Origin of the sequence: Franconibacter daqui, from assembly GCF_014644275.1 — a bacterium.
In the GTDB taxonomy this organism is placed as follows: domain Bacteria; phylum Pseudomonadota; class Gammaproteobacteria; order Enterobacterales; family Enterobacteriaceae; genus Franconibacter; species Franconibacter pulveris.
The window spans coordinates 1,306,942-1,329,131 of record NZ_BMKJ01000001.1 but is presented as its reverse complement, the minus strand read 5'-3'; the positions used below and the strand labels follow the sequence as shown (position 1 = coordinate 1,329,131).

The 22,190-nt window shown below is 56.9% G+C and carries 25 protein-coding genes; 7 read left to right on the top strand and 18 right to left on the bottom strand.

Going from position 1 to position 22,190, the window contains the following annotated elements; all coding sequences use genetic code 11:
* Positions 1 to 9 precede the first annotated feature (9 nt).
* The 5 genes from IEX01_RS06365 to IEX01_RS06345 form a co-directional block, all read right to left on the bottom strand.
* Complete coding sequence (locus tag IEX01_RS06365; protein WP_188723472.1) at positions 10 to 1,005, bottom strand: alpha/beta fold hydrolase; 996 nt, start codon at positions 1,003 to 1,005, stop codon at positions 10 to 12.
* Positions 1,006 to 1,023: 18 nt separating this feature from the next.
* Positions 1,024 to 1,485 carry a DUF6130 family protein gene (locus IEX01_RS06360; RefSeq protein WP_024558358.1) on the bottom strand — a complete coding sequence of 154 codons (462 nt, stop codon included), beginning with the start codon at positions 1,483 to 1,485 and terminating at the stop codon, positions 1,024 to 1,026.
* Between the two features lie 397 nt (positions 1,486 to 1,882).
* Complete coding sequence (locus IEX01_RS06355; protein ID WP_024560325.1) at positions 1,883 to 2,986, bottom strand: cobalamin-independent methionine synthase II family protein; 1,104 nt, start codon at positions 2,984 to 2,986, stop codon at positions 1,883 to 1,885.
* 204 nt (positions 2,987 to 3,190) lie between these two features.
* Positions 3,191 to 3,958, bottom strand: coding sequence for an OBAP family protein (locus IEX01_RS06350; protein WP_229701812.1), 768 nt, complete (start codon positions 3,956 to 3,958; stop codon positions 3,191 to 3,193).
* 106 nt (positions 3,959 to 4,064) lie between these two features.
* Entirely contained in the window at positions 4,065 to 4,235 is a 171-nt protein-coding gene (locus IEX01_RS06345) for a con-10 family general stress protein (protein ID WP_024554979.1), read from the bottom strand.
* Positions 4,236 to 4,544: 309 nt separating this feature from the next.
* Between IEX01_RS06345 and IEX01_RS06340 the strand changes: the two genes are divergently transcribed.
* The 3 genes from IEX01_RS06340 (at position 4,545) to IEX01_RS06330 (ending at position 6,696) form a co-directional block, all read left to right on the top strand.
* Complete coding sequence (locus IEX01_RS06340) at positions 4,545 to 4,709, top strand: hypothetical protein (RefSeq protein WP_167541511.1); 165 nt, start codon at positions 4,545 to 4,547, stop codon at positions 4,707 to 4,709.
* Positions 4,710 to 4,799: 90 nt separating this feature from the next.
* Positions 4,800 to 5,717 (top strand): bestrophin family protein, encoded by a 918-nt coding sequence (locus tag IEX01_RS06335; protein WP_188723470.1) that lies wholly within the window; start codon positions 4,800 to 4,802, stop codon positions 5,715 to 5,717.
* 178 nt (positions 5,718 to 5,895) lie between these two features.
* Positions 5,896 to 6,696, top strand: a complete 801-nt coding sequence (locus IEX01_RS06330; protein ID WP_024558354.1) for a MerR family transcriptional regulator — start codon at positions 5,896 to 5,898, stop codon at positions 6,694 to 6,696.
* Here IEX01_RS06330 and IEX01_RS06325 read toward each other — a convergent pair.
* A complete protein-coding gene (locus IEX01_RS06325; protein ID WP_024558353.1) occupies positions 6,682 to 7,098 on the bottom strand; it encodes a rhodanese-like domain-containing protein in 417 nt (138 codons plus the stop codon). The two genes, IEX01_RS06330 and IEX01_RS06325, sit on opposite strands and share 15 nt — an antisense overlap.
* A 68-nt stretch (positions 7,099 to 7,166) precedes the next feature.
* Between IEX01_RS06325 and ftrA the strand changes: the two genes are divergently transcribed.
* A complete protein-coding gene (ftrA, locus tag IEX01_RS06320) occupies positions 7,167 to 8,165 on the top strand; it encodes a transcriptional regulator FtrA (protein WP_373289681.1) in 999 nt (332 codons plus the stop codon).
* A 166-nt stretch (positions 8,166 to 8,331) separates the two neighbouring features.
* Positions 8,332 to 9,090 carry a trans-aconitate 2-methyltransferase gene (gene tam, locus IEX01_RS06315; RefSeq protein ID WP_024558351.1) on the top strand — a complete coding sequence of 253 codons (759 nt, stop codon included), beginning with the start codon at positions 8,332 to 8,334 and terminating at the stop codon, positions 9,088 to 9,090.
* 97 nt (positions 9,091 to 9,187) lie between these two features.
* Here tam and IEX01_RS06310 read toward each other — a convergent pair whose 3' ends face one another.
* Together IEX01_RS06310 and IEX01_RS06305 are read right to left on the bottom strand one after the other, a co-directional pair.
* The gene (locus tag IEX01_RS06310) at positions 9,188 to 9,349 is read right to left on the bottom strand and encodes a hypothetical protein (protein ID WP_188723749.1); all 162 of its coding nucleotides are present in this window, start codon (positions 9,347 to 9,349) and stop codon (positions 9,188 to 9,190) included.
* 102 nt (positions 9,350 to 9,451) lie between these two features.
* The gene (locus IEX01_RS06305) at positions 9,452 to 10,330 is read right to left on the bottom strand and encodes a manganese catalase family protein (RefSeq protein ID WP_024558350.1); all 879 of its coding nucleotides are present in this window, start codon (positions 10,328 to 10,330) and stop codon (positions 9,452 to 9,454) included.
* A gap of 479 nt (positions 10,331 to 10,809) precedes the next feature.
* Here IEX01_RS06305 and IEX01_RS21690 point away from each other — a divergent pair, with 479 nt between their 5' ends.
* Entirely contained in the window at positions 10,810 to 10,935 is a 126-nt protein-coding gene (locus IEX01_RS21690; protein WP_268237248.1) for a hypothetical protein, read from the top strand.
* A 4-nt stretch (positions 10,936 to 10,939) separates the two neighbouring features.
* On the opposite strand, the gene IEX01_RS06300 is transcribed toward IEX01_RS21690, so the two are convergent.
* Complete coding sequence (locus IEX01_RS06300) at positions 10,940 to 11,134, bottom strand: hypothetical protein (RefSeq protein ID WP_125454232.1); 195 nt, start codon at positions 11,132 to 11,134, stop codon at positions 10,940 to 10,942.
* Between the two features lie 404 nt (positions 11,135 to 11,538).
* Complete coding sequence (locus IEX01_RS06295) at positions 11,539 to 11,712, bottom strand: GnsA/GnsB family addiction module toxin (RefSeq protein WP_024558349.1); 174 nt, start codon at positions 11,710 to 11,712, stop codon at positions 11,539 to 11,541.
* Between the two features lie 339 nt (positions 11,713 to 12,051).
* On the opposite strand from IEX01_RS06295, the gene IEX01_RS06290 reads away from it, so the two are divergent.
* Positions 12,052 to 12,255 carry a glycogen synthesis protein GlgS gene (locus IEX01_RS06290; RefSeq protein WP_071788501.1) on the top strand — a complete coding sequence of 68 codons (204 nt, stop codon included), beginning with the start codon at positions 12,052 to 12,054 and terminating at the stop codon, positions 12,253 to 12,255.
* A 47-nt stretch (positions 12,256 to 12,302) separates the two neighbouring features.
* Here the strand turns inward: IEX01_RS06290 and IEX01_RS06285 are convergent, their stop codons facing one another.
* The 8 genes from IEX01_RS06285 to guaD all read right to left on the bottom strand — a co-directional run bounded on the left by IEX01_RS06285 (position 12,303) and on the right by guaD (position 22,059).
* Positions 12,303 to 12,578 (bottom strand): hypothetical protein, encoded by a 276-nt coding sequence (locus tag IEX01_RS06285; RefSeq protein ID WP_188723468.1) that lies wholly within the window; start codon positions 12,576 to 12,578, stop codon positions 12,303 to 12,305.
* Between the two features lie 54 nt (positions 12,579 to 12,632).
* On the bottom strand, positions 12,633 to 12,863 hold the full coding sequence (locus IEX01_RS21800) for a DUF551 domain-containing protein (RefSeq protein ID WP_071788802.1): 231 nt from the start codon (positions 12,861 to 12,863) through the stop codon (positions 12,633 to 12,635).
* Positions 12,864 to 13,301: 438 nt separating this feature from the next.
* Complete coding sequence (locus IEX01_RS06275) at positions 13,302 to 13,751, bottom strand: hypothetical protein (protein WP_188723467.1); 450 nt, start codon at positions 13,749 to 13,751, stop codon at positions 13,302 to 13,304.
* 348 nt (positions 13,752 to 14,099) lie between these two features.
* Positions 14,100 to 16,145, bottom strand: coding sequence for a peptidyl-dipeptidase Dcp (gene dcp, locus IEX01_RS06270; RefSeq protein ID WP_188723466.1), 2,046 nt, complete (start codon positions 16,143 to 16,145; stop codon positions 14,100 to 14,102).
* A 36-nt stretch (positions 16,146 to 16,181) separates the two neighbouring features.
* On the bottom strand, positions 16,182 to 16,955 hold the full coding sequence (gene xdhC, locus IEX01_RS06265) for a xanthine dehydrogenase accessory protein XdhC (RefSeq protein ID WP_188723465.1): 774 nt from the start codon (positions 16,953 to 16,955) through the stop codon (positions 16,182 to 16,184).
* Complete coding sequence (xdhB, locus tag IEX01_RS06260) at positions 16,945 to 19,308, bottom strand: xanthine dehydrogenase molybdopterin binding subunit (RefSeq protein ID WP_188723464.1); 2,364 nt, start codon at positions 19,306 to 19,308, stop codon at positions 16,945 to 16,947. The genes xdhC and xdhB overlap by 11 nt, the downstream gene beginning before the upstream one ends.
* The gene (gene xdhA / locus IEX01_RS06255; protein WP_188723463.1) at positions 19,298 to 20,731 is read right to left on the bottom strand and encodes a xanthine dehydrogenase small subunit; all 1,434 of its coding nucleotides are present in this window, start codon (positions 20,729 to 20,731) and stop codon (positions 19,298 to 19,300) included. The genes xdhB and xdhA overlap by 11 nt, the downstream gene beginning before the upstream one ends.
* Positions 20,728 to 22,059: a guanine deaminase gene (guaD, locus tag IEX01_RS06250; RefSeq protein WP_024561092.1), complete on the bottom strand. Its 1,332-nt coding sequence runs from the start codon at positions 22,057 to 22,059 to the stop codon at positions 20,728 to 20,730. Before guaD ends, xdhA begins: the two co-directional genes overlap by 4 nt.
* Positions 22,060 to 22,190 lie beyond the last annotated feature (131 nt).

The following is a 22,190-nucleotide window of genomic DNA, read 5'->3' as shown; positions in this document are numbered from 1 at the left end:
CTTCGCCTGCTACAGCGAGGCGGCATCCACCACGGCTTTGACGAAATCCTGCGGCGCTTCTGCCGGCGGGTTGTGTCCGATATTGCCGGTGAAGGTGCGATGCTCATATTTGCCGCTGAATTTCGCGCGATACGCTTGCGGCGCCGGATGCGGCGCGCCGTTGTTATCCCCCTCAATGGTGATAGTCGGCACGCTAATAACCGGCAATGCGGCTAACTTTTTCTCATAAGCATCATACTTTTGCTCGCCTTTTTCCAGGCCAAGCCGCCAGCGGTAGTTGCTAATGGTGATGGCAGTCTGGTCCGGGTTATCCAGCGCTTTAGCGCTCTGGTTAAACATCGCGTCGCTGAATTTCCAGCCGGGCGAGGCCTGCTGCCAGATAAGCCGGGCGAAATCATGAGTATTGTTGGCATACCCCTGACGGCCTCGCTCGGTAGCAAAATAAAATTGATACCACCATTGCAGTTCGGCCTGCGGCGGCAGCGGCCTGCGGCCTGCTTCCTGGCTGCTTATCAGATAGCCACTGACCGACACCAGCGCTTTTACCCGTTCCGGCCATAACGCCGCCACGATATCGGCGGTGCGCGCGCCCCAGTCAAAGCCGCCAAACACCGCCTGCTTAATATTAAGCGCATCCATCAGCGCCACCACATCTGACGCCATCGCCGACGGTTGACCGTTACGCGGCGTTTGATCAGACAAAAAGCGCGTGCTGCCGTAGCCGCGCAGATAGGGCACGATGACACGATAGCCTTTGGCCGCAAGCTCCGGCGCAACGCTTACGTAGCTTTGAATGTCATAAGGCCAGCCGTGCAGCAGGATCACCGCCTGCCCATCGCGCGGCCCGATATCAACATACCCGACGTTGAGCACTCCGGCTTTTATCTGATGAATATGGCTGAATTCGGCGGCGTAGCTGGCGGCGGATTCTGTGGCGGCGACGGCGGAATTCACCGCGGTTAAGGCCAGTGCGGCCAGTAATGATGAGCGGAAGAGGGTTTTCATGGCGTTCTCCTTAGCGCGTTAGTGATGTGCGCCCTGGGCTGGTACGGTGAAGGCAATAGTCTTGCTGTCGAGCGGTTTGTGAGTGGGATCGGCGAGGATAATGGTCACCTTGTGCTTCCCAGCGGGTAGCCCGACCAGAATTACCGGTTCGCCGCTGGCGTCCGCCCAGTGCCATGGATTGTCATCGACGATCACATGAATATGGCCGATACGCGGCGTGACCTTTAGCGCATCCGGTCCAAACACCGGTTCGATGCGCAGGTTCTCGGCGCGGTACTGGATGAACACCGCGCCTTTGCGCAGCGGTCCCGCCAGCGGCGCATCGACGATCAATCTGGCTGGCGGCTGGGGATGCTCCAGCGGCGCCACGGCGGCAGGCCCCAGCACATCCGCAGCGCTGAGTCCGTCCAGCCGTTCTGCCCATGCGCAGGTCGCCGAAGCGCCCATCAGGAAAGATGAAATCAACACTCGGGTTAACATTTACGCGATCTCCTCATCGTTAAGTGATGCCTACAGGAGACCATGGCGATGTACAGGGGATATTTGCAAAACAGCGCGTTATGCAACGGGGTGTAAGAGATTGGCAGGTTGATACAGTGCGATACAAAAAGAGGCGGGCCTCTGACAAAGAACGGTGGGCGTACGCGCCAGCGTATTCTGCGCCCCGGGCCGCCTGTTTCCCTTATTCTCCTTTTCCCAACGGGAAAAAGAAGAAAACCCCGGCAGGCGACGCTGCGCGGTTTTCTCCTGCGATACTCGCTCTGTACAACAGTCCAGGCCAGTCAGCGCCAACCGCCATAAACAAAAAAGGCGAATAGCTCACGCTATCCGCCCTGCAAAACGCCTTATCTCATCCTCCCGCGGGAGAACAAACCGCTTACCAGACTTCGCTCGCGATGCCGGTCACCAGGCGTACTTTATCCCACTGCTGCTCAACGCTCAGGCTGTTGCCCTCTTCGGTGGAGGCAAAGCCGCACTGCGGGCTCAGGCACAGCTGGTTGATGTCCACATACTGCGCCGCTTCTTTCAGACGCGCCTTCACCAGTTCCGGGTTCTCCAGCTCGCCGTTTTTGGTGGTAATAAGTCCCAGCACCACCTGCTGCTTGCCCGGACGGATAAAGCGCAGCGGCGCGAAATCGCCGGAACGGTCGTTATCGTACTCAAGGAAGAAAGCATCAATGTTCACTGTGCCGAACAGCACTTCCGCCACCGGCTCGTAGCCGCCTTCGGAGATCCAGCTTGAACGGAAGTTGCCGCGACAAACGTGCAGGCCGATGGTTAAATCTTCCGGTTTGCCCTCCAGCGCCTTATTGAGCACGCGGGCGTAAATCTTCATCAGCTCGTCCGGGTCTTCGCCGCGTTCGCGAACTTTGGCGCGCTGCTCATCAGAGCAAAGGTACGCCCAGACGGTGTCGTCCAGTTGCAGGTAGCGGCAGCCCGCGTCATAGAACGCGCGGATGGCGTCGCGCCAGGTGGTGGCGAGGTCGTCGAAATAGTCGTTGAGATCCGGGTAAACGGTGCGGTCGATGGCTTTCGCGCCGCCGCGGAAATGCAGCACGCTCGGGCTCGGGATGGTCATTTTCGGCTCGGCGTTGCCGCTTACGCTCTTCAGGTAACGGAAATCTTCCAGCATCGGGTGGTTGCCAAAACCGACCTTGCCCACCACGCGCACACTCTGCGCTTTGGTCTGAATGCCATTGAACTGAATGCCCTGCTCCACCTCATAAAGCTCCACGCCCTGAAGTGCTGCGAAGAAATCCATGTGCCACCAGGCGCGGCGGAACTCGCCGTCGGTCACCACGTGCAGGCCGCAGGCGCACTGCTGGGCCACGCTTTCACGGATAGCCTCATCTTCAACTTTACGCAGCGCAGCGGCGTCGATCTGGCCGGCGGCGAACTGCTGGCGCGCCTGTTTGATGGCGTCCGGGCGCAGAAAACTGCCGACTACATCGGCGCGAAACGGGGCGTGTTGACGTTGCATTTTTTTCTCCCAACCCTGCTTGATTAGTAACGCAGAGTGATAGTTGACTGTTTGAACTTTTGGCCGTCTGGATGGCTATATGTCCAGAGAATGGCATGAGCGGCGCTCATGAGCAAACGAGGAAATTTCATGGGTGTTGAAAAAAATTCATCTAAAAAAAATCCCCACCGAAGTGGGGAAAAAGAAGGCACATAACGAGAGAAATTAAGGGTTAGTTTTGGCATCGCTGTCGGTTACGCCGGGTATGGGCTGCGTCGGGCGCTTGTACTGGCCGTTCAGGGCGTCGACGTCGCTCTGCGGTTTCGCTAGTTCCCGTAAGTCTTCACGAGATTTGCGGATCTCCTGAGTATTAACGTTGAGCTTTTTGTCGCGCTCGCTGACCAGTTCCGGCTTCGCTTCACCGTCGCGGCTAAAAGACCAGGCAAGCATCGGCGGACCCAGCGGCAGCGCCGTACCCTGTTCGCCAGGCGCGCCGGTATGCCAGACGTGCCAGGTTTTGCCGTAGCTGTTCATTTTATCTTTCATCAGGCGGTGCTCGGCCATTTTTGGGATGCCTGGCGCGATAAGCTGCCCGCTGAGAATTTCGCCATTATGCGGGTGCCAGTACTGGCGCTCTTCCTGCGGCAAGGTCGCGAAAAGTTTTTCCGAGATAATATATTCCACGCCGGTCATATTGGCGTTTTTAGTATTGCCGTCAAATAAAACGCACTGCGCGAAATCCTGATTCACCTGATGGCAATAATGATGCGCTTCCATTTGATTTTCAGGGTTATCTTTCATCGGATGAAAACCCACCAGATAAATATCAAAATCGCTTAGCGGCGATTTACTTTGCAACAGCGCTGCCCCACTTTCCAGCACATGGGTCGTGGTGCTTTTATTTTCACCCGGCGGTGACGCTTTTTCTGCAAACCCGGAAAAGGAAACGGCAAATAAGCTTAACGCGCCGTACAGAGGCAAATAAGTTTTCATCGTCATCACTGTCTGTATAAGTTAGGGGCTGCTGAACGTAAACGGCCTCCGGTATGGGCAGACCCATACCGGAGGAACGTTAAGCCAGTCCAGACCGGCTCAGGCTTCAGGATGAAGAACGGCTGCTGTTCTTACCACCTTTGCGGCCTGCTTCCGCGGCGCGCTCGCGGTCGTTTTTAAAGTTACCGCCGCTATTCTGACCGCCTTTACGGCCTGCTGCAGAGGCACGTTCACGATCTTGCGCAAAATTACCTGAACCACCACGATGCTGAGTCATAATATCTCCTCCTGGATCATCAGAATTAAATTCGCGTAAGCACTATTGCGTAACGCAGAAATAACTATAGGTAGGCCTCCCCGTTTCGCAAGTTACATAAGCAAGCGAAATCTTTTTCCAGGATTTTTCCCTAATACCGGCACCATAATCTGTTTCATGGCTCATGATAAATAACGAAATTTCTCATACTCTTTACTTAAATTAAGATTGTTCCTAAAAGCAAATCTTAATTATCTGCCGCTTCTCTTACTGGCTATTATTAATGCCGACGTCATCTCGTTGCGTTAATTCCCGTGAAAGGAGCGATTAATGAAACAGAAATGGTATTGTTGCCCCGCATTGCGTCGCAAAGACTGTTTTATGGTGATGGCTATGGGTCAGGATGTTTTTCTGCTGTTTAAGAGGGGCGGTTCGCTACGCCGGTCCCGCGAATGGCTATCGCGGGTTAAGGAGAAGTTTATCCGGGTGGGTTAAACGACACGGATAACCCTGCTTTCTGCGGGGTTGCAGGCAAAAGCGCTATCTCGTTTAATGCATAGCGCTTTTGTTAACTCAGTGACTATTATGATCGTTCGTCCCCACCAGCACTGGTTTACCCGCCTTTTTGTCTGGCATGGTTCCGTACTGGCTAAAATTTCCACCCGCCTGCTGCTTAATGTTGCGCTTTCCGTCACCGTTATCTTTTTTCTGCCCTGGTATGAAGCCCTTGACATTAAGCTCACCATTGCGCCTTTCAGCATTCTTGGCGTAGCTATCGCCATTTTTCTCGGCTTTCGCAACAGCGCCTGCTATGCGCGCTATACCGAAGCGCGCCTGATCTGGGGGCAATTAGTGATCCAGAGCCGTTCGCTGTTGCGCGTATCCCGCACGCTGCTGGCCGCCCACCCGCAGGAAATTCGCCATCTGGTTAACCTGCAGATCGCTTTTTGCCACTGTCTGCGTCTGACGCTGCGGCGCAAAAAGCTCGATAACGTGCTGGATCGCTACTTAAGCCAGGCGGAACTGAATGCCGTATTGCACAGCCACTCCCCCTGCAACCGCATCATTCTGCTGATGGGTGAATGGCTGGCCGCCCAACGCGCCCGCGGCGCGCTGTCGGATATTCTGTTCCAGAGCCTGGATAACCACCTGAACGAGCTTTCCGGCATTCTGGCTGGCTGCGAGCGCATCGCCAATACGCCGCTGCCCTTCGCCTATTCGCTTATCGTGCACCGTACGGTCTATCTGTTCTGCATTCTGCTGCCTTTCGCGCTGGTGACCGACCTGCACTTCATGACGCCGTTCGTCTCGGTCTTTATCTCGTATACCTTCCTTTCGCTCGATACCCTGGCGGAGGAGCTGGAAGATCCCTTTGGTATGGAAGATAACGATCTGCCGCTCGATGCGCTGTGCAATGGCATAGAAATAGATTTGCGCGAAATGATCAACGACGAGCACAAGCCGGAAAAAATGCGCCCCGACCGGCGCTACCTGCTCACCTGATTCATAACTATAAACAATTAGTTGCCAGCATTTATAGTTAGTAAGTTATAAATTCTGTGCTACTTTCCCTGTTCGCTTCCTGAGAAGTTGTCTGTGAACCCCGCCCTCCTGGCGCCGCAAAGGCCGGCGCAAGGAGATATTGCTTCTTCATGATTTTTCGGTCGTTAAAGGAATAGCCATGTCACATTTCACTATTGAAATGTTGTCCGATCAGTGCGGTGTCACTACGCCCAACCTGCGAGCCTGGCAGCGTCACGGCCTGCTTAAGCCCACCCGGGCCAGCAACGGGAAACGTTATTACGACTACAGTCATCTGCTGCGTATCCAGCTTATTCTCAAGTGGCTTAATGAAGGCGTGCCGATAACAGAGCTGGCCCGCCTGCTGAAAGGCGAACACGCTACGCTGAGTAGCCAGTGGGAGCTCTATCAGGAACAGTTGCTTTCCGCGCTGGAGAATCCCAGAACGGATAAGTTGCGCGCCCTGTTGCGTCGCTATGGCCGGGAATTGCCCGCAGGCGCGCTGCTGGATAAGGTGATTTGCCCGTTGCGCCTCTGGCTGCGCGAAGGCGCCAACGCCACGCAGATGACCCGCCGCGCGCGGTTTGATACACAACTGGTGGAATACGCCGCCTTTGTATTGCAGGGATTGCGCAAGCGCCCGGCGGATACGCTGGTGATGATCCCGCTGAATATGGAAGACCCGCTCGCTATCTGGCTGGAGGCGATTCGCTTCTCCGGCGAAGGCTTTCGCATTGACCTGCTCGCTCACCCGGTCGCCCAACCGGATCTTGATGAGTTTCAGGCCGAACACTATCTTCTGTGGAGCGATGCGCCGCTCACGCCGCTACAGCAGGTGCTTTACCAGCAGTGGCAGAATGAAGGGCGCCCGCTCTTTACCGCGGGCGTCGGGTTTAGCGCCCCGACGCCTGCCGAAGCGCCCGTCAGCGAAGCGCAAGCGGATATGTCAGACGCAGGCTGACAACGTCTCCTCGCCGGCGAAGGCATACCCTTCGTCGGCCCAGCCCGTAAGCCCGCCAATCATTATTTTTACCGGCAGCCCAAGCCGCGCCAGCCGCAGCGCCGCACGGTCAGCCCCGTTGCAGTGCGGGCCTGCGCAGTAAACCACAAACAGCGTCCCTTCCGGCCATTCAGCCATACGTTCCGCCGTCATCTCTCCCCACGGCAGGTGTTCTGCGCCAGGAATATGTTTACGGGCAAAGCCCGCCTCGCTGCCTACGACATGCAACAGGACAAAATCTTTTTCGCCCATGCGCATCGCCGCATGCACATCGGCACAGTCGGTCTCTACGCTAAGCCTTGCCAAAAAATGGGCTTCGGCACTGGCGGAAGGGGCGGCGGGAAACTCGGTTACATAGCTCATTGTCTGCTCCTGCTGGTTTGTGTTAACAATACCTTAACTCGCAGGCGCGACGATGACCGCCCTGCCCGCTGCCAGAAATCGCAAGGATTTTGACAATCATGCATCAACCTTTAACCAACCCGCTGGTTGTGGCGCTCGCCTATGACGGACTCTGTACGTTTGAATTCGGCGTAGCCGTGGAGATTTTCGGTCTGCCGCGTCCGGAGATGGGCCCGCAGTGGTATCGGTTTGCGGTGGCGAGCGTCGATGACGGCCCGCTTCGCGCCACGGGCGGCGTGAAAATCATGACCGACGGCGGGCTGGAGCTGCTGGCGCAAGCGGGAACCATCGTCATTCCCGGCTGGCGCGGCAGCGAAGCGCCGGTGCCGCAGGACTTGTGCGACGCGCTTCAGCAGGCGCACAGTCGCGGCTGCCGGATTATCTCTATCTGCTCCGGCGTGTTTGTGCTGGCGGCAAGCGGGTTGCTTAACGGCCGTAAAGCGACCACCCACTGGCGTTATCTCGACGCGCTCGCCCGCCGTTACCCGCAAACCGACGTGGTGCCGGATGTGCTCTATCTCGACCAGGGGGATGTGCTCACCTCCGCAGGCAGCGCGGCGGGCATCGATCTCTGTCTGCATCTGGTGCGGCGCGACTTCGGACGCGAGGCGGCGAACAGCGTGGCGCGACGCTTAGTGGTGCAGCCGCATCGCGACGGCGGCCAAACGCAACATCTGGAACGCCCGGTGCCGCGCGCCCGCGAAAGCCAGCGGCTCGGCCTGCTGTTTGATTTTCTCCACCAGCAATTAGCGCACAACCACACGGTGGCGGCGCTGGCGGAAAAAGCAGGAATGAGTCCGCGCACCTTTTTACGCCGTTTCCAGGAGGCGACCGGCACCACGCCAGGCCGCTGGCTGCTTAACGAACGCCTGCTGCGCGCCCGGGAGCTGCTGGAAACCACCCGCTTCTCGCTTGAGCAGATTGCAGGCGAAGTGGGGTTTGGCAGCGCAACCACCCTGCGCTACCACTTCCAGCGCCAGTTCGCGCTTTCCCCGATGGGCTACCGTAAGCGATTTGCCGCCCGTTAAAGCAAAAAAAAACCGCCAGCGAAACTGGCGGCAATGCTTGCATGGATAAATTTATTATTACCGTGTGCATGAATCGGCTACGGTTTGAGGTAACGATCTCACCTCTGGATCTTCACTCTGACACAACTTTCCTTAACCGCAGTTAAACGAACCCGACGGAGGCACCATGCAGGACTGGAACCCCGAGCTTTATATGCAGTTTTCAGCCGAGCGCACCCGTCCGGCCCAGGAGCTGGTGGCGCGCATCGCCGCGCGGCTCAACGTAAAGCAGGCATACGATCTGGGCTGCGGGCCTGGCAACAGTACAGAACTGCTGCGCAAAGCCTGGCCGCAGGCGAACATTACCGGCGTCGACACCTCGCCCGCGATGCTTGCGAAAGCCCGCCGGGCGTTGCCGGATTGCCACTTCGTCGAACAGGATGTGCTGCGCTGGCGGCCCGACGAGCCGGCTGACCTTATCTATGCGAATGCTTCGCTGCAATGGCTGCCCGATCACGCCTCGCTGTTTCCCCGGCTCGCCAGCCTGCTGGCGCCGCAGGGCGTACTGGCAGCGCAGATGCCCGACAACTGGCAGGAGCCTACCCATGCCGCTATGCGGACCGTCGCAAAGGCGATGGGGATGACGGTAAAAGAGCGCGAGCCCCTGCTTGCCGTGGAAGCCTATTATGATTTGCTGAGCCAGGCGGGTTGCGAGCTGGATATCTGGCGCACCACCTATTTTCATCTGATGCCCTCGGTCGACGCGATAGTAGAGTGGCTGCGCGCCACCGGCCTGCGCCCTTTCCTGGACGCGCTGGATGAAACAGGACAGCAACACTTCCTTGACCGCTATCGCCTGCTGCTCTCTCAGCACTATTTGCCGCGCGGCGATGGCCGGTTATTGCTCGCTTTCCCGCGGCTGTTTATCGTCGCCCATAAGAAATAGCCTGTTGTTCAGGCAATAAAAAAGACCCCGCAGGGTCTGCTTTTTCCTTTTCGGTTTCGGTGCGCGTCGGCGCACCGTTACGTAAAGCGGCTGTGGGTTAACCGTGTTTATATGGGTCCACTTCATCATCTTTACTGTCGTCCCGTTTACGCGGAATTTCCCCTTCCTGGCCGGGGTTATCCCGCGTTTTCTTCACCGATTCGGGAGCGGACGGCGCCTTCTCTTTATCTCCTTGCGCGGAGTTCGCACGTTCAACCATAAACACCTCCTGACTCTTTATGTTGTCCTGTAAGTGTAGGACATACTTACCGCTTATGCGGCCAGGCGTCAGGCGCTGTAGAAAAGAAGGCGGCGCTCAGGCTTATGAGCCCGTTACGGAATCATTGCCAGAGCTGGTGGTGGATGACATCGACGTGCCTATCTGTTCAGCCTGCGCGCCGGACCCCGGACGGGCTTTGCCGAGCATCGGCTCTTCGCCCAGCAGATCGGGCTGCTCTTTGGCGGTGAACTGGCCTTTGCCGTCAAAAGATGGGCCATCGCACCAGCGTCCCTGCGGCAGCGGTTTATCCAGCGAGGTGTTAAGGCAGTAATAGGAATGCTCATTTGCTTCCTGTTCCTGCGGGAAGCTGTTCGGAATAGGCAACGAAGCAGAAAGCCCGCCCATATCCTCAATGACCGCCAGCCACTGCTGCTGGTGCATGGTGTCGCGGGCTATCAGGAAGGAGAGAAAATCTTTCATCCCTTTATCTTCCGTCAGGTTGTACAGCCGCGTCGCCAGCACGCGCCCTGTTGCTTCCGCGGTCACGTTGGCCAACATATCCGCCGCCACGTTGCCGGATGCGTAAACATGGCTCATATCAAACGGCACGCCGTTGGCGTTAACCGGCAACGCGGCAAGTCCTGACGAGAGCACATGGCGCGGGTTCATGCCGCCCAGAATGGCGTTGACCACCGGATCTTTGGCTGACGCTTCCTGATAAGAGAGCGGCGCGCCTTCCAGGTTCAGCGCGACCGCGTGGCCGAGCATTTCAATGTGCGCGAGCTCTTCGGTCGCGGTCGAGATCAGCAAGTCTTTGATGCGAGCGTCACCGCGGGCGCCCATCGCCTGAAAGAAATACTGCATGGCGACGCGAATCTCCCCTTCAACGCCACCGATAGCCTGCTGCAACAGCATGGCGAATTCCGGATCGGGTTTTTCCACGCGAACGGGATACTGAAGTTTCGAAGAGTGATGAAACATACTACCTCCTGTCTGTGGTTATTGATTTTGAGAAACAACTCCACAAGCCTGGAAGCGCCCTTATGAATTAGCAAACAAAGATGAGAATTATTTTCATTAACAAGGCGGTGGGGCGTCACGCTTTAACCGGGCGTCGCTATGCGTTTTTTTGCTGATAGTTAACAGATTTTTTTGAAACGAAACGCTTAAAAATTTAGTAACAAAAAAGAGGCAAGCTCATTGCGAAACAACAGCCGAAACAGCAGTTTTCGTTATGTTTTTGTGCCTGTAGCGCAGAAATCCCGCGCTGTACAGCTGAATCACAGTTGCGCCTGAATGTCACCGGCTCGCGCCATTTTTGAGCAAAATTCCTAAAGCAGAGCGGCATTCTGTGACCAAGACTTATTACTACAAAACGAAGAGCAGGCAGCAAACGACATGAACTGATGCAATGTGACCCGTGGATTCCGGCAGGATCCCGCCAATGGTGGAGGTGAAGAATGGTGAACCAACATCTGATGAAAAAAGCCCGTCGCGCCGCGCGCGAAGCGATAACGAAACGTAACTCCCGCAAGTGGGATGAGGCGAATCGTATGATGCGCCAGGCCGCCGCCGGCGCTTTCTGAAGCCTCAAAAATGAAACGCTGAAGGGCGGCGCTCTGCAAAATACGATTGAGGCGATACGCGCTTGTCGCTTGCAGAGAATGAAAGCATAAAAACCGGGCTGCACGCCCGGTTTTGCTTTATCTGCTTCTTTTTTAATACTTTTGGCGGATATCCGAGATTTGCCGGTGCGGTAAAGTGGCCTTCGTAGCGATTTTGCATTTGCATACCCCGGAGCCGGCGGATTTCACTGCTCCGGGGCCTTTTCTCTCACTTATTTTGCGATATCGCGGCCCTGCTTCGCAGGCATAAAAAAACCCGCCTGTCAGCGGGTTTGAGGTTTTACCCCTCCCGGCGCTTATCTCCGGCACTCACTTAAGTGGCTTAGCTCTGTAAGGGGTAAAGCAAGAGTGCCACACCAGATTTATCCGAACAACGCTCATGTTTTCGTATTACTACCTGGATCACGCTTCATACTGCAAACGGCATGCGTCACTTCAGTAAAAAGCGTTTTATGCGATGAAATTGGATTAGGTAAGCAGACTCGTGCGATTACAGAAAGCATGCAGAGTAACACAGGCATGAAAAAGCCACCCGAAGGTGGCCGTTTTGCTCTCGGGTAAGGGTTAAATCAATTTTATTTTGACGTCATAACCTGCAAGGCCAGTCATCGTCTCACGCGGGATCAGCTCTATCTCGGCGACCTCTTTTTCAGAATGCTTACGCAGCTCGGCTATTTTCTCGGTAATCAGCGCCGAGATCTCCTCTTCAGCCTGCCGTTTAAGTTCGTCAATATTCATTTTGACCTCGTCTGGTTATTCATCAGAATCAATGCGCCAGTACGGTGTAGATTCCTTTATCTCTTAAAATGCAACCGCTTATAAAGTATAGACGATTGCCAGGGGTGCTGTTTGCCAAAGGCTCGCCTGGCGCAGGATAAATCTTTTTTGCGCGATAAAACCGCTACCGCCTGCGGGATTTCCTTAACAGTTTCAGGCGCAGAGGGTACGGGTGAGCGAGAGCGCCATGCTTGCTGACGGTAACTTAAGCATATTCTGTAAGCCGTATTGCTGCTTGTGAACCATACTTAATGCAAACGGCATATTTCCTTTTCACCCATTTTAACGAAGGAGGAAGGTATGCAGTCTGTGAAACAACAAGATGTGATGTCATTGCAAAATTTCGATTTTCTGGCGTTAAGCTTCGCCCAAATGCAGTCTCAAGGGAGACGTGTTGATACGGAGGCCATAACAGGCAACATGGACAGGGATGGAAAAACGTGGTTTCTGAAGCGTTACAATTACTATCTCAACCACTTACGTAACGAAGCGCTGACGGAATAACACCTGGCGGGTAGCGAAAGCTGCCCGTTTTTATGTCCGACGCCCGCTCACTCATCCCCTTCAATAAGAAAACCCGCCTGCCGTATCGCCATTTTACAATCACTGACGCCGGCGGCGTACCCCGCCTCGATTTCACATACCGGGCTTGCGCTGATGAAAGGCAGCTTAACGGGCGTCATCAGTTGTTTCTCAAGCGCGGCTATTTGCCGTCTCGCCTTTAGCAACTCTGCTGCCATCACCGCATAGTCAGCGAGGCCTGGCGCGACGGCGTCTGGCTTCGCATCAGCTACCGCTTGCAAACGTTCATCACTTAAAGCAGTCATCGTCACGGCCTTTGCGTGTGGGTAGGTTTTACTGCGTAACGGCCTACGTATTTGTCAGCTTCCCCGTAAGCGCGTCTTTTTGTCCTGTATGGGCGGAGGCGGCATAGGCATCCAGTGCGTCACTTCAAGCCCGTAATAGTTCAAACCGCCTATCAGTATAGGATCGCAGAAACCGCTTCTGGGGTTATATTTCGCCACGCCGACCCCTTCAGTAGTGTTTACTATATAGCTGAGAATGTGTTCCGAAACGTCAGGCAATCTGTGCTTTACCGGTGTCCACTGCATGGCCTCACCCCCGTCATTTCTGGCTCAGAGGGAAGTATAAAATTGCATTCCGGCCCGCCCGATTCATCCGTTTGTATTAGTTCTGCTAACCTGTGAGTCGTATCGCTTAACCGGGGTAATTATTGCATTCCTGCATAATAAGCCTGAAAGCAATTTTTATAGCGACACCGTGACCCGCGTCGTTTTCGTTGCCAGAGCATGGGGTTTAATCGCTCCCGGGAACGGACAAATTGGTCTCAGCCGACCTGGAATGAATGCATGTGAAGGTGGTTATTATGCGTTATTTTTAACAACGGTAACGCTATATCAATGTGAATAACGCTGACGTAAATACCAGGGTGTTGCTGCCGATTTCACTTAGCAACGCTATTACGGCGCTGAGTGTAAAATATCACCCTCTTTTCTTTATAAAGGTCCGCAACGGATATTTTAAAAATGTCAGAAAGGCGAACCCATGCCGTATCTCGGCGTTCTTATATTACTCGCCAGAACTTTAATATCTTTTTGCAGCAGGATATAAGCGTTGGTGTTGAGTTTTTTTACCAGTGAGTTTACGCACCCTGCATCTCCGACAAGGAAGTGCTCTATTTTATCTGCCCCTTGTTGTGAACACACATATCGGGAAGGAATTTGCCGCCTGTCAACCTCAAGCTGGCTTGGCTCTGCCGGGCATTTGCCTGATGATAGATAAGAGATGGTAAGGTTTGCAGTCTTAAATCCGGGCTGTGAGATACTTACCATAACCGGGCTACCGTCAGCCTTTTGGGTAACATTATATAAAACGGCATCTTTTTCATACCATACGTTATATTCATGTTGTTGTGCTGTAGCGTTAAAAGTGTGGCTTAACAACAAGACAAAGCCAAACAGTTTAAATAAATTTATCATTCTTTTATAATTGCAGTTTTAGACCTGCTAATCATTAAAAAAGCACTGCTAACATTCAAGCGAGATAAGACTACCCCTACCATTTTTTGTAGCTTTGTATGCCTGATAATTGATCCAGTACAAATATTAAGCCGTCCTGCTTGAGATTATGCTGGAATGCAGGCTGGAAAGTAGGGTTAACGGTTTTATAAGGTGAGTGTTACAAGGCGCCCGGTAAAGACAAAATCTACCTTTATTCTTTTTTTCTCTGATTTAACATTAATAGACTTTCTTACTTGCTGATTATTGCGCTAACAGATAAAAAAACCGGGCCTGCTGCCCGGTTTTAATTTTACAGGGGAACGCGGCTTACTCACTTAACCCACGGTTTTTCAGCATCGGCTCGATAAGCGGATCGTGGCCGCGCCAGTCGCGATAAAGCGCCTCTAAATCCGTGCTGTTGCCGCGGGATAAAATCGCATCGCGGAACCGCTGGCCGTTCTCAGGCGTTAATCCGCCCTGCTCCACAAACCACTGGTAGCCATCGTCCGCCAGCATTTGCGTCCAGAGATAGGCGTAATAGCCCGCCGCATAACCGCCGCCGAAGATATGCGCGAAATAGCTGCTGCGATAGCGCGGCGGGACGGCGGGCAGCGCCACCTGCTCTTTTTCAAGCGCGGCAGCTTCAAAACGCGCTACATCGCCCACCTTTGTTTGCGGCGCAATGCTGTGCCAGTTCATATCGAGCAGCGCGGCGGCCAGCAGCTCGGTCATATCGTAGCCCTTGTTGAACTGCGCGGCGCGCAAGAGTTTTTCCCGCAGCGCCTCGGGCATCGGCTCGCCGGTCTGGTAATGACGGGCATAGCGGGCAAAGACCTGCGGATGACTCGCCCAGTGCTCGTTGATTTGCGACGGAAACTCGACAAAATCCCGCGGCGTGTTGGTGCCCGAGAGCGTGGCATAGCGCTGGCGGGCAAACAGCCCGTGCAGCGTGTGGCCAAACTCATGGAACAGCGTAATAACATCATCCCAGGAGATAAGCGCAGGCTGCCCCGCGGCCGGTTTCTGGTAATTACAGACGTTGTAGATCACCGGTCGGGTAGCGAACAGGGTGGATTGTTCGACAAAGTTGCCCATCCACGCCCCGCCGCTTTTGCTGTCGCGGGCAAAGAAATCGCCGTAAAAGAGCGCCAGCCCCTCGCCGCTTTTATCGAAAATCTCCCAGACCCGCACGTCCGGATGATAGGGCGGAATGTCGAAACGCTCGGTGAAAGTGATGCCGAACAGATCGCTTGCCGTGCGAAACACCCCTTCGGTGAGCACGCGGTTCAGCTCGAAGTAAGGCTTAATCTTCGCTTCATCGAGATCGTATTTCGCAAGGCGCACCTGCTCAGCATAAAAGGCCCAGTCCCAGGCCTGCGCCTGAAAACCGCCCTGCTGCTCATCAATCACCTGCTGAATATCCGCCAGCTCCTGGCGGGCGCGGGCCGTGGCGGCAGGCACGATGCCGCGCATAAAGCGCAGCGCCGCCTCCGGCGTTTTGGCCATCTGGTCGGCGATTTTCCAGCTGGCGAAATCGTCGAAGCCCAGCAGTTGAGCCTGCGCGGCGCGCAGTTCGGCAAGGCGGGAAACGATCGCACGGGTGTCGTTAGCGTCATTTTTTTCGCTGCGCGACCAGCCCGCCTTAAACAGCGCTTCGCGCGTCGCGCGGTTTGCCAGCGACTGCAGCGCGGGCTGCTGGGTCGTATTTAGCAAGGGAATGAGCCATTTATCCTCCAGCCCTTTCTCTTTCGCCGCCTCCCGGGCCGCGAGTATTTCCGCCTCGCTTAAGCCCGTCAGCGCCTGCGCATCGTCCACTATCAGTCCGCCCGCTTTGGTGGCGGCAAGCAGGCGATTATTGAACTGGCTGGTGAGCTGCGCCGCTTCTTTATTAAGCGCCTTTAGCTGCGTTTTTTGCTCCTCACCAAGCGTGGCGCCCGCGAGCATAAACTGCTGCCAGACGACCTCCAGCAGACGACGCGATTCCGCATCCAGACCCAGCTCATGCCGCTGCTGGTAAACCGCATCAAGGCGGGAAAAAAGGTGGGCGTTGAGGTGAGTGTCATCGGCCAGCTCCGCCAGCTCGGCGGAAAATTCCTCATCCAGCTTTTGCAGGTAGTCGTTGGTATGCGCCGAGGTCATGGCGAAAAAGGTGCTGCTGACGCGCCCGAGCATGCCGCCGCTCTTCTCAAGCGCCAGGCAGGTGTTTTCAAATGTCGGGGCATGCGGGTTCGCGGCGATAGCGGCGACCTCCTGGCGCTTGCGCCGCACCGCCTCATCAAACGCCGGGCGGTAGTGCTGATCGGTTATCACATCGAAACGCGGCGCTTCATAAGGCAGCGTGCTTGTTTCAAAAAAAGGGTTTTGCTCCAGCATGGTCACTCCCGTTTATGCAGTGAGGATTAAGCTAGCTTATGCATCCCCCTGATAAACAGCAATGATTTCTCCGGCGATAGCGACGGCTATCTCCGCCGGCAGCTTGCCCTTAACATCCGGGAGCCCCACCGGGCAGCGCAGCTGTGCAAGCTGCGCCTCGCTGAGTCCTTTGCCGGCGAGGCGATAATCGAAACGCTGGCGCTTCGTCTGCGAGCCGATAAGCCCGACATATTTCGCGTCGCCGCGTTTCAGTATGGCCTCGGTGAGTTCCAGATCGCGCGGGTGAGAATGGGTCATCACCACGTAATAACTGCCCGCCGCGCTTTGCGTTACCGCATCAACAGGCTCTTCCATCTGGCGCGTCGCCACGCCGGCGGGAATATGGCTGAACTGTCCTTCACGCTCGTCCACCCAGGTGATGCAAAGCGGCAAGGTGGCGAGCAGGCTCACCAGCGCCTGGCCGACGTGGCCTGCGCCAAAAACGATAACCTCGGGTTGCGGGCGCAGCAGCGGTTCGAACAGCACTGTAGTCATGCCGCCGCAACACTGCCCCGCCCGGGCGCCAAGCTGGAACGGCTCGCAGCGCGGACGCGTTTCGCGGTTCGTCAACATTTCGCGGGCAATCTGCACGCACTGGTGCTCCAGATTGCCGCCGCCGATGGTTAAAAAGCAGCCGTCGCGGGTGACGACCATTTTGGTGCCGCCGCTGCGCGGTACCGAGCCTTTCTCGTCCAGCAGCGTGAGTAAAACACACGGCTCGCGTTTTTTTCGCAGGTCGGTCAGCACCTCCAGCCAGTCGTCAAAATGCATCTGTCCCCTCCCGCTGCGCCTGCACAGCCCAGAAGACGCGCTCCGGGGTCGCCGGGGTATCCAGATGAGGGTGTATGTTGTAACTACTAACGCTTGCTATCGCGTCCTGTATCGCGCACCAGACAGAAATCCCCAGCATAAACGGCGGCTCGCCCACCGCCTTCGAGCGGTAGACCGTCTGCTGGGCGTTAGCATGGCGCGCCAGCAGTTGCACATTCAACACAGGCGGCACGTCGCTGATGGCGGGGATTTTGTAGCTCATCGGGCTGTCCGTCACCAGTCTGCCCGTATCGTCCCATACCAGCTCCTCGGTAGTGAGCCAGCCCGCGCCCTGCACAAATCCGCCCTCAATCTGGCCGATGTCGATAGCCGGGTTCAACGAGTTGCCCACATCGTGCAGGATGTCGGTGCGCAGCAGCCGGTACTCGCCGGTCAGGGTGTCGATAAGCACCTCCGAACAGGCCGCGCCCCAGGAGAAGTAATAGAACGGCTCGCCCCGCCCCGCCTGGCGGTCGTAATGAATGCCCGGCACCTTGTAAAACCCGGTGGCGGAGAGCGGCACCTGGTTGAGCCAGGCCAGGTTCGCCACTTCCGCAAAGCTGAAATAACGCCCCGCCGCGCTCACTACGCCGTTGCTGAAATGCACCTCCTGCGGCTCGCAGCTATGCAGGCGGCAGAGCATCTCCACCAGCCGGGTTTTCAGCGTCAACGCGGCTATCTCCGCCGCCTTGCCGTTGAGATCGGCGCCTGAAGAGGCCGCCGTAGGCGACGTATTGGGCACTTTGCCGGTGCTGGCGGCGGTCACCTGAATGTTTTCCAGCGGCAGTTGCAGCACATCCGCCACGACCTGCGCCACTTTGGTGTTCAGCCCCTGCCCCATTTCAGTGCCGCCGTGGTTAAGCTGTACGGTGCCGTCGGTATAGATAAGGATCAGCGCCCCGGCCTGGTTGAGAAAACTGGAGGTAAACGAGATGCCGAATTTCACTGGCGTGAGCGCCAGCCCACGCTTCAACACCGGGCTGTGAGCGTTAAACGCGGCGATGCGCTCGCGGCGCGTAACGTAATCGGCAGATTGCATAAGCTGCCCGGTGATCGTCTGCAGTAAATTTTGCCGCACCGTCTGGCCGTAGTGGGTCACGTCACGGCCCTCGCCCCCGTAATAGTTGCGCTGGCGCACCATTAACGGGTCGAGATGCAGCTTACGGGCGATGCTGTCCATAATCTGTTCAATCGCCACCATGCCCTGCGGCCCGCCGAAGCCGCGATAGGCGGTATTGGAGGCGAGGTTGGTTTTACAACGGTAGCCCGTCACTTTCGCATCGCCCAGATAGTAAGCGTTATCGGCATGAAACATGGCCCGGTCGCAAATAGAGCCGGAGAGATCGAGCGAGTAACCGCAGTTGGCGGCAAGCTCGATTTTCACGCCGTGCAGCACCCCTTCGTCAGTAAAACCGACATCGTAGCGAACAAAAAACGGGTGGCGCTTGCCGGTGATGCGCATGTCGTCACGCCGGGCGAGCCGCAGCTTTGCCGGCCTGCCGGTAAGCGCCGCCGCCAGCGCCGCGTGACAGGCGATACCCGCCGCCTGGGTCTCCTTGCCGCCGAAGCCGCCGCCCATACGGCGCATATCGACCGTTATCTTATTCATGGTAAGGCCCAGCACCGAGGCCACCAGCTTTTGTACCTCCGTCGGGTGTTGCGTGGAGGAGAAAACCTGCACGGCGCCGTCTTCGCCGGGCAGCGCCATGGCAATTTGCCCTTCCAGATAAAAATGCTCCTGGCCGCCGATATGAAACGCGCCCTGAAGGCGGTGCGGCGCACGGGCCAGCGCGCTGTCAGCGTCGCCGCGCTGCTGAACATGCGGCGCCTCTACATAGCTTTCCCGCGCCAGCGCGGTTTCAACATCCAGCACCGCCTCAAGCGGCTCGTAATCAATCACCGCGGCCTGCGCCGCCGCTCTGGCCGCCTGCGGGGTTTGCGCGGCCACCATTAACACCACCTGCCCGTGGTACTCCACTTTCTCTCTGGCGAACAGCGGGTCGCCAGGCGCCAGCGGGCCGATATCCAGCTCGCCCGGCACATCCTGCCAGCTAAACACCCGCACCACGCCCGAAACGGCGTAACAAGGCGCCGTGTCCACATGCAAAATTTTGGCGTGGGCATGCGGGCTCAGCACCGGGCACAGGTGCAGCAGACCCGGCGGCGCAAGCTTATCGTCGATATACTCCGCCTGGCCGCACACTTGTTTATCCGCGCTTTCATGCTTGCGGCTGCGCCCGACGCCGCCCGCCAGCTCGCGCCGGAACTGTTCGATAAGCGCCTGTTCCGAAAGCCGCACAGGGTTAGTAGACATAAGAGACCTCCAGCGCAGCGGGTTGCGCTTGTTGCAGGTAAAAGCGTCTGAGCAAGTTTTGGGCGACGGCCAGGCGGTAAGCGCCGCTGCCGCGAAAATCGGTTAGCGGCTGGTAATCAAGACTCAGCGCACGCCCCGCGGCGTCAAGAGATTCACGCGTGAAGGGCTGGCCGATAAGCGCCGCTTCGGCGTTCAGCGCCCGGGCGGGCACGGCGGCCATCCCGCCAAAGGCAAGCCGCGCGGCAGTAATCACGCCCTCTTCAATATGAATGTTGAACGCCGCAGAGACGGTGGAAATATCATCCTCATGCCGCTTAGAGACTTTCCAGGCGGCAAACAAAGGTGACACCGTCACTAAAGGAATGGTGATCGCTTCAATAAACTCGCCAGCCTGCAAGGCGGTTTTACGGTAACCGAGGAAGAAATCATCCAGCGGCAAACGACGCTGCGTCTCGCCGCAACGCAATATCAGAGTGGCGTCGAGCGCCAGCAGCAGCGGCGCGATGTCGCCGATGGGTGAGGCGTTCGCCAGGTTGCCGCCTGCGGTGCCCTGATTGCGCACTGGCTGAGAAGCAAAACGTTCCAGCAACTGACTAAAAGCCGGAATGATATCGCCAAGCCGTTCGCGGCAGGCGTTGAGGCTTGCCGCAGCGCCGATAACAACCCGCTCATCGTCAACATCGATGCGCCTGAGTTCCGCCACCTCGCCCAGGGAAATCATGAGCGGCAGCGTCTGGTGCTGCTGCGTAATGGCGAGCGCCAGGTCGGTGCCGCCTGCCAGCAGACGGGCCTGCGGATGGCGTTGACAGAGCGATGCCAGCTCATCCACCGTTTTGGGCGCAAGTACGCGGTTGCGCCATGCCAGTTCATCGGTGGCGTGAGACGCTAAGGCTTGTAGCCGCGCCACGGTCTGCGCCTCCTGCTGCGTAAAGATATCGGGCTCGCTGAGCGCGCAGGCGCGCTGCGCGGCTTCGATAATCGGCCGGTAGCCGGTACAGCGGCAGAGGTTGCCGCCGAGGTGCTGCTCTACGGTGCGACGGTCGCTCCCCGCCCCTGACTTTTGCAGCGCAAAGGCGGACATCACAAAGCCCGGCGTGCAGAAGCCGCACTGCGAGGCGTGATTATCGGCAAAATGCTGCTGAACCGGATGCAGCGCGCCGTTGTGCGCTAGGTCTTCTACCGTCAGCAGCTGTTTGCCGTTGAGCTGGCTTACCAGCAGCAGGCAGCTATTGGCGGTTTCATAGCGCATCCGTCCCGCTTCCACGCGCCCGAGCGCCACGGTGCACGCGCCGCAGTCGCCTGAGGCGCAGCCCTCTTTGGTGCCGCTGCGCCGGGCGGTTTCCCGCAGCCAGTTGAGCACGGTGGTATTCGGGTCAGTCTCTTCCAGCGTAACGAGCGTCTGGTTTTGCAGAAAACGGATCATGCCGCCACCTCCAGCGCGTCACGTTGCCAGACGCATTTGCCGTTCACCCAGGTGCGCCAGATGTTGCGGTCGTCGCCAAGGGTCATCAGGACGAAGAGCTTTTCGTAAATGTCGCGGCTGTTGTTAAAGCGCAGCGTTTGCAGCGGCGTGACGGCCGGGTCGAGCACCACGAAATCCGCTTCTTTGCCAGGCTGGAAATTGCCGATTTTGTCATCCAGATCCAGCGCATGCGCCCCGCCGAGAGTGGCATGATAAAACGCTTCGCTGGCGCAGAGCCGGTAGCTTTGCAGCTGCGCTACTTTGTAGGCTTCGCCAAGCGTTTGCAGCATGCTGAACGTCGTGCCTGCGCCCACATCGGTGCCGATGCCCATACGCACCCGCTTTTGCTGACAGGTCTGCAGGCGAAACAGCCCGCTGCCTAAAAAGAGATTGGAGGTGGGACAGAACGCCACCGAAGAGTCCGTGTTGCGCAGACACTCCCACTCCTGCTCCGCTAAATGAATGGCGTGGGCGAAGACGCTGCGTTTGCCGGTGAGCTGGTAATGATGGTAGACGCCAAGGTAGCTTTCATGCTCCGGCCACAGCGCCTGGACCCAGGCGACTTCGTCCAGGTTTTCGCTTAAATGGGTATGCAGCCAGGTGTCGGGATACGCTTCGCGCAACGCCTGGACCGCCGCCAGCAGCTGCGGCGACGACGTGGGCGCAAAGCGCGGCGTCAGCGCATAGCCAAGCCGTCCGTTATTGTGCCAGCGCTCGATAAGTTCACGCGTTTGCTGGTAACTCTGCTCCACGCTTTCCGTGAGATAGTCCGGCGCGTTGCGGTCCATCATCACTTTGCCGGCGATAAGGCGCATCTCAAGCCTCTGCGCGGCGCTGAACAGCGCATCTACCGATTGCGGATGCACGGTGCCAAAGACCAGCGCGGTCGTCGTGCCGTTCGCCAGCAGTTGATTCAGGAAAAAAGCGGACATCCGCGCCGCGTGATCCGGGCTGTGATACTGCCCTTCGACCGGAAACGTGTAATTCTCAAGCCATGTCAGCAGTTGCTCGCCGTAGGCGCCAATCATTTCGGTCTGCGGGTAGTGGATATGGCTGTCGACAAACCCCGGGACAATCAGCTTGCCGCGATAGTCGAGATAATCCTGCTCATGGCGCAATTGCGCGCGCCCCTCTTCCCAGGGCAACAGGCTGACGATGCGCCCTTCGTCGAGCAGCAGCAGGCCATCCTCTATATTGCGGGCGCGTTGCGCAATCGCCTCCGCCCCCTCCGCTACGGCGGTAATATCGAAAAAGTGGCCGCGAATGGCCGTGGTCCAGGGCATCGCCATAGCAATTCCTCATCGTATGCGTTTTATGTGTACGTCGCAGGTGACTTGATAAGAAAGCTTTTGCAAAGTCGATGCCAGTTTTGTTTTTTATTAATCTCCTTATATAACAGCAAGATGCGTGATTTTAAGCC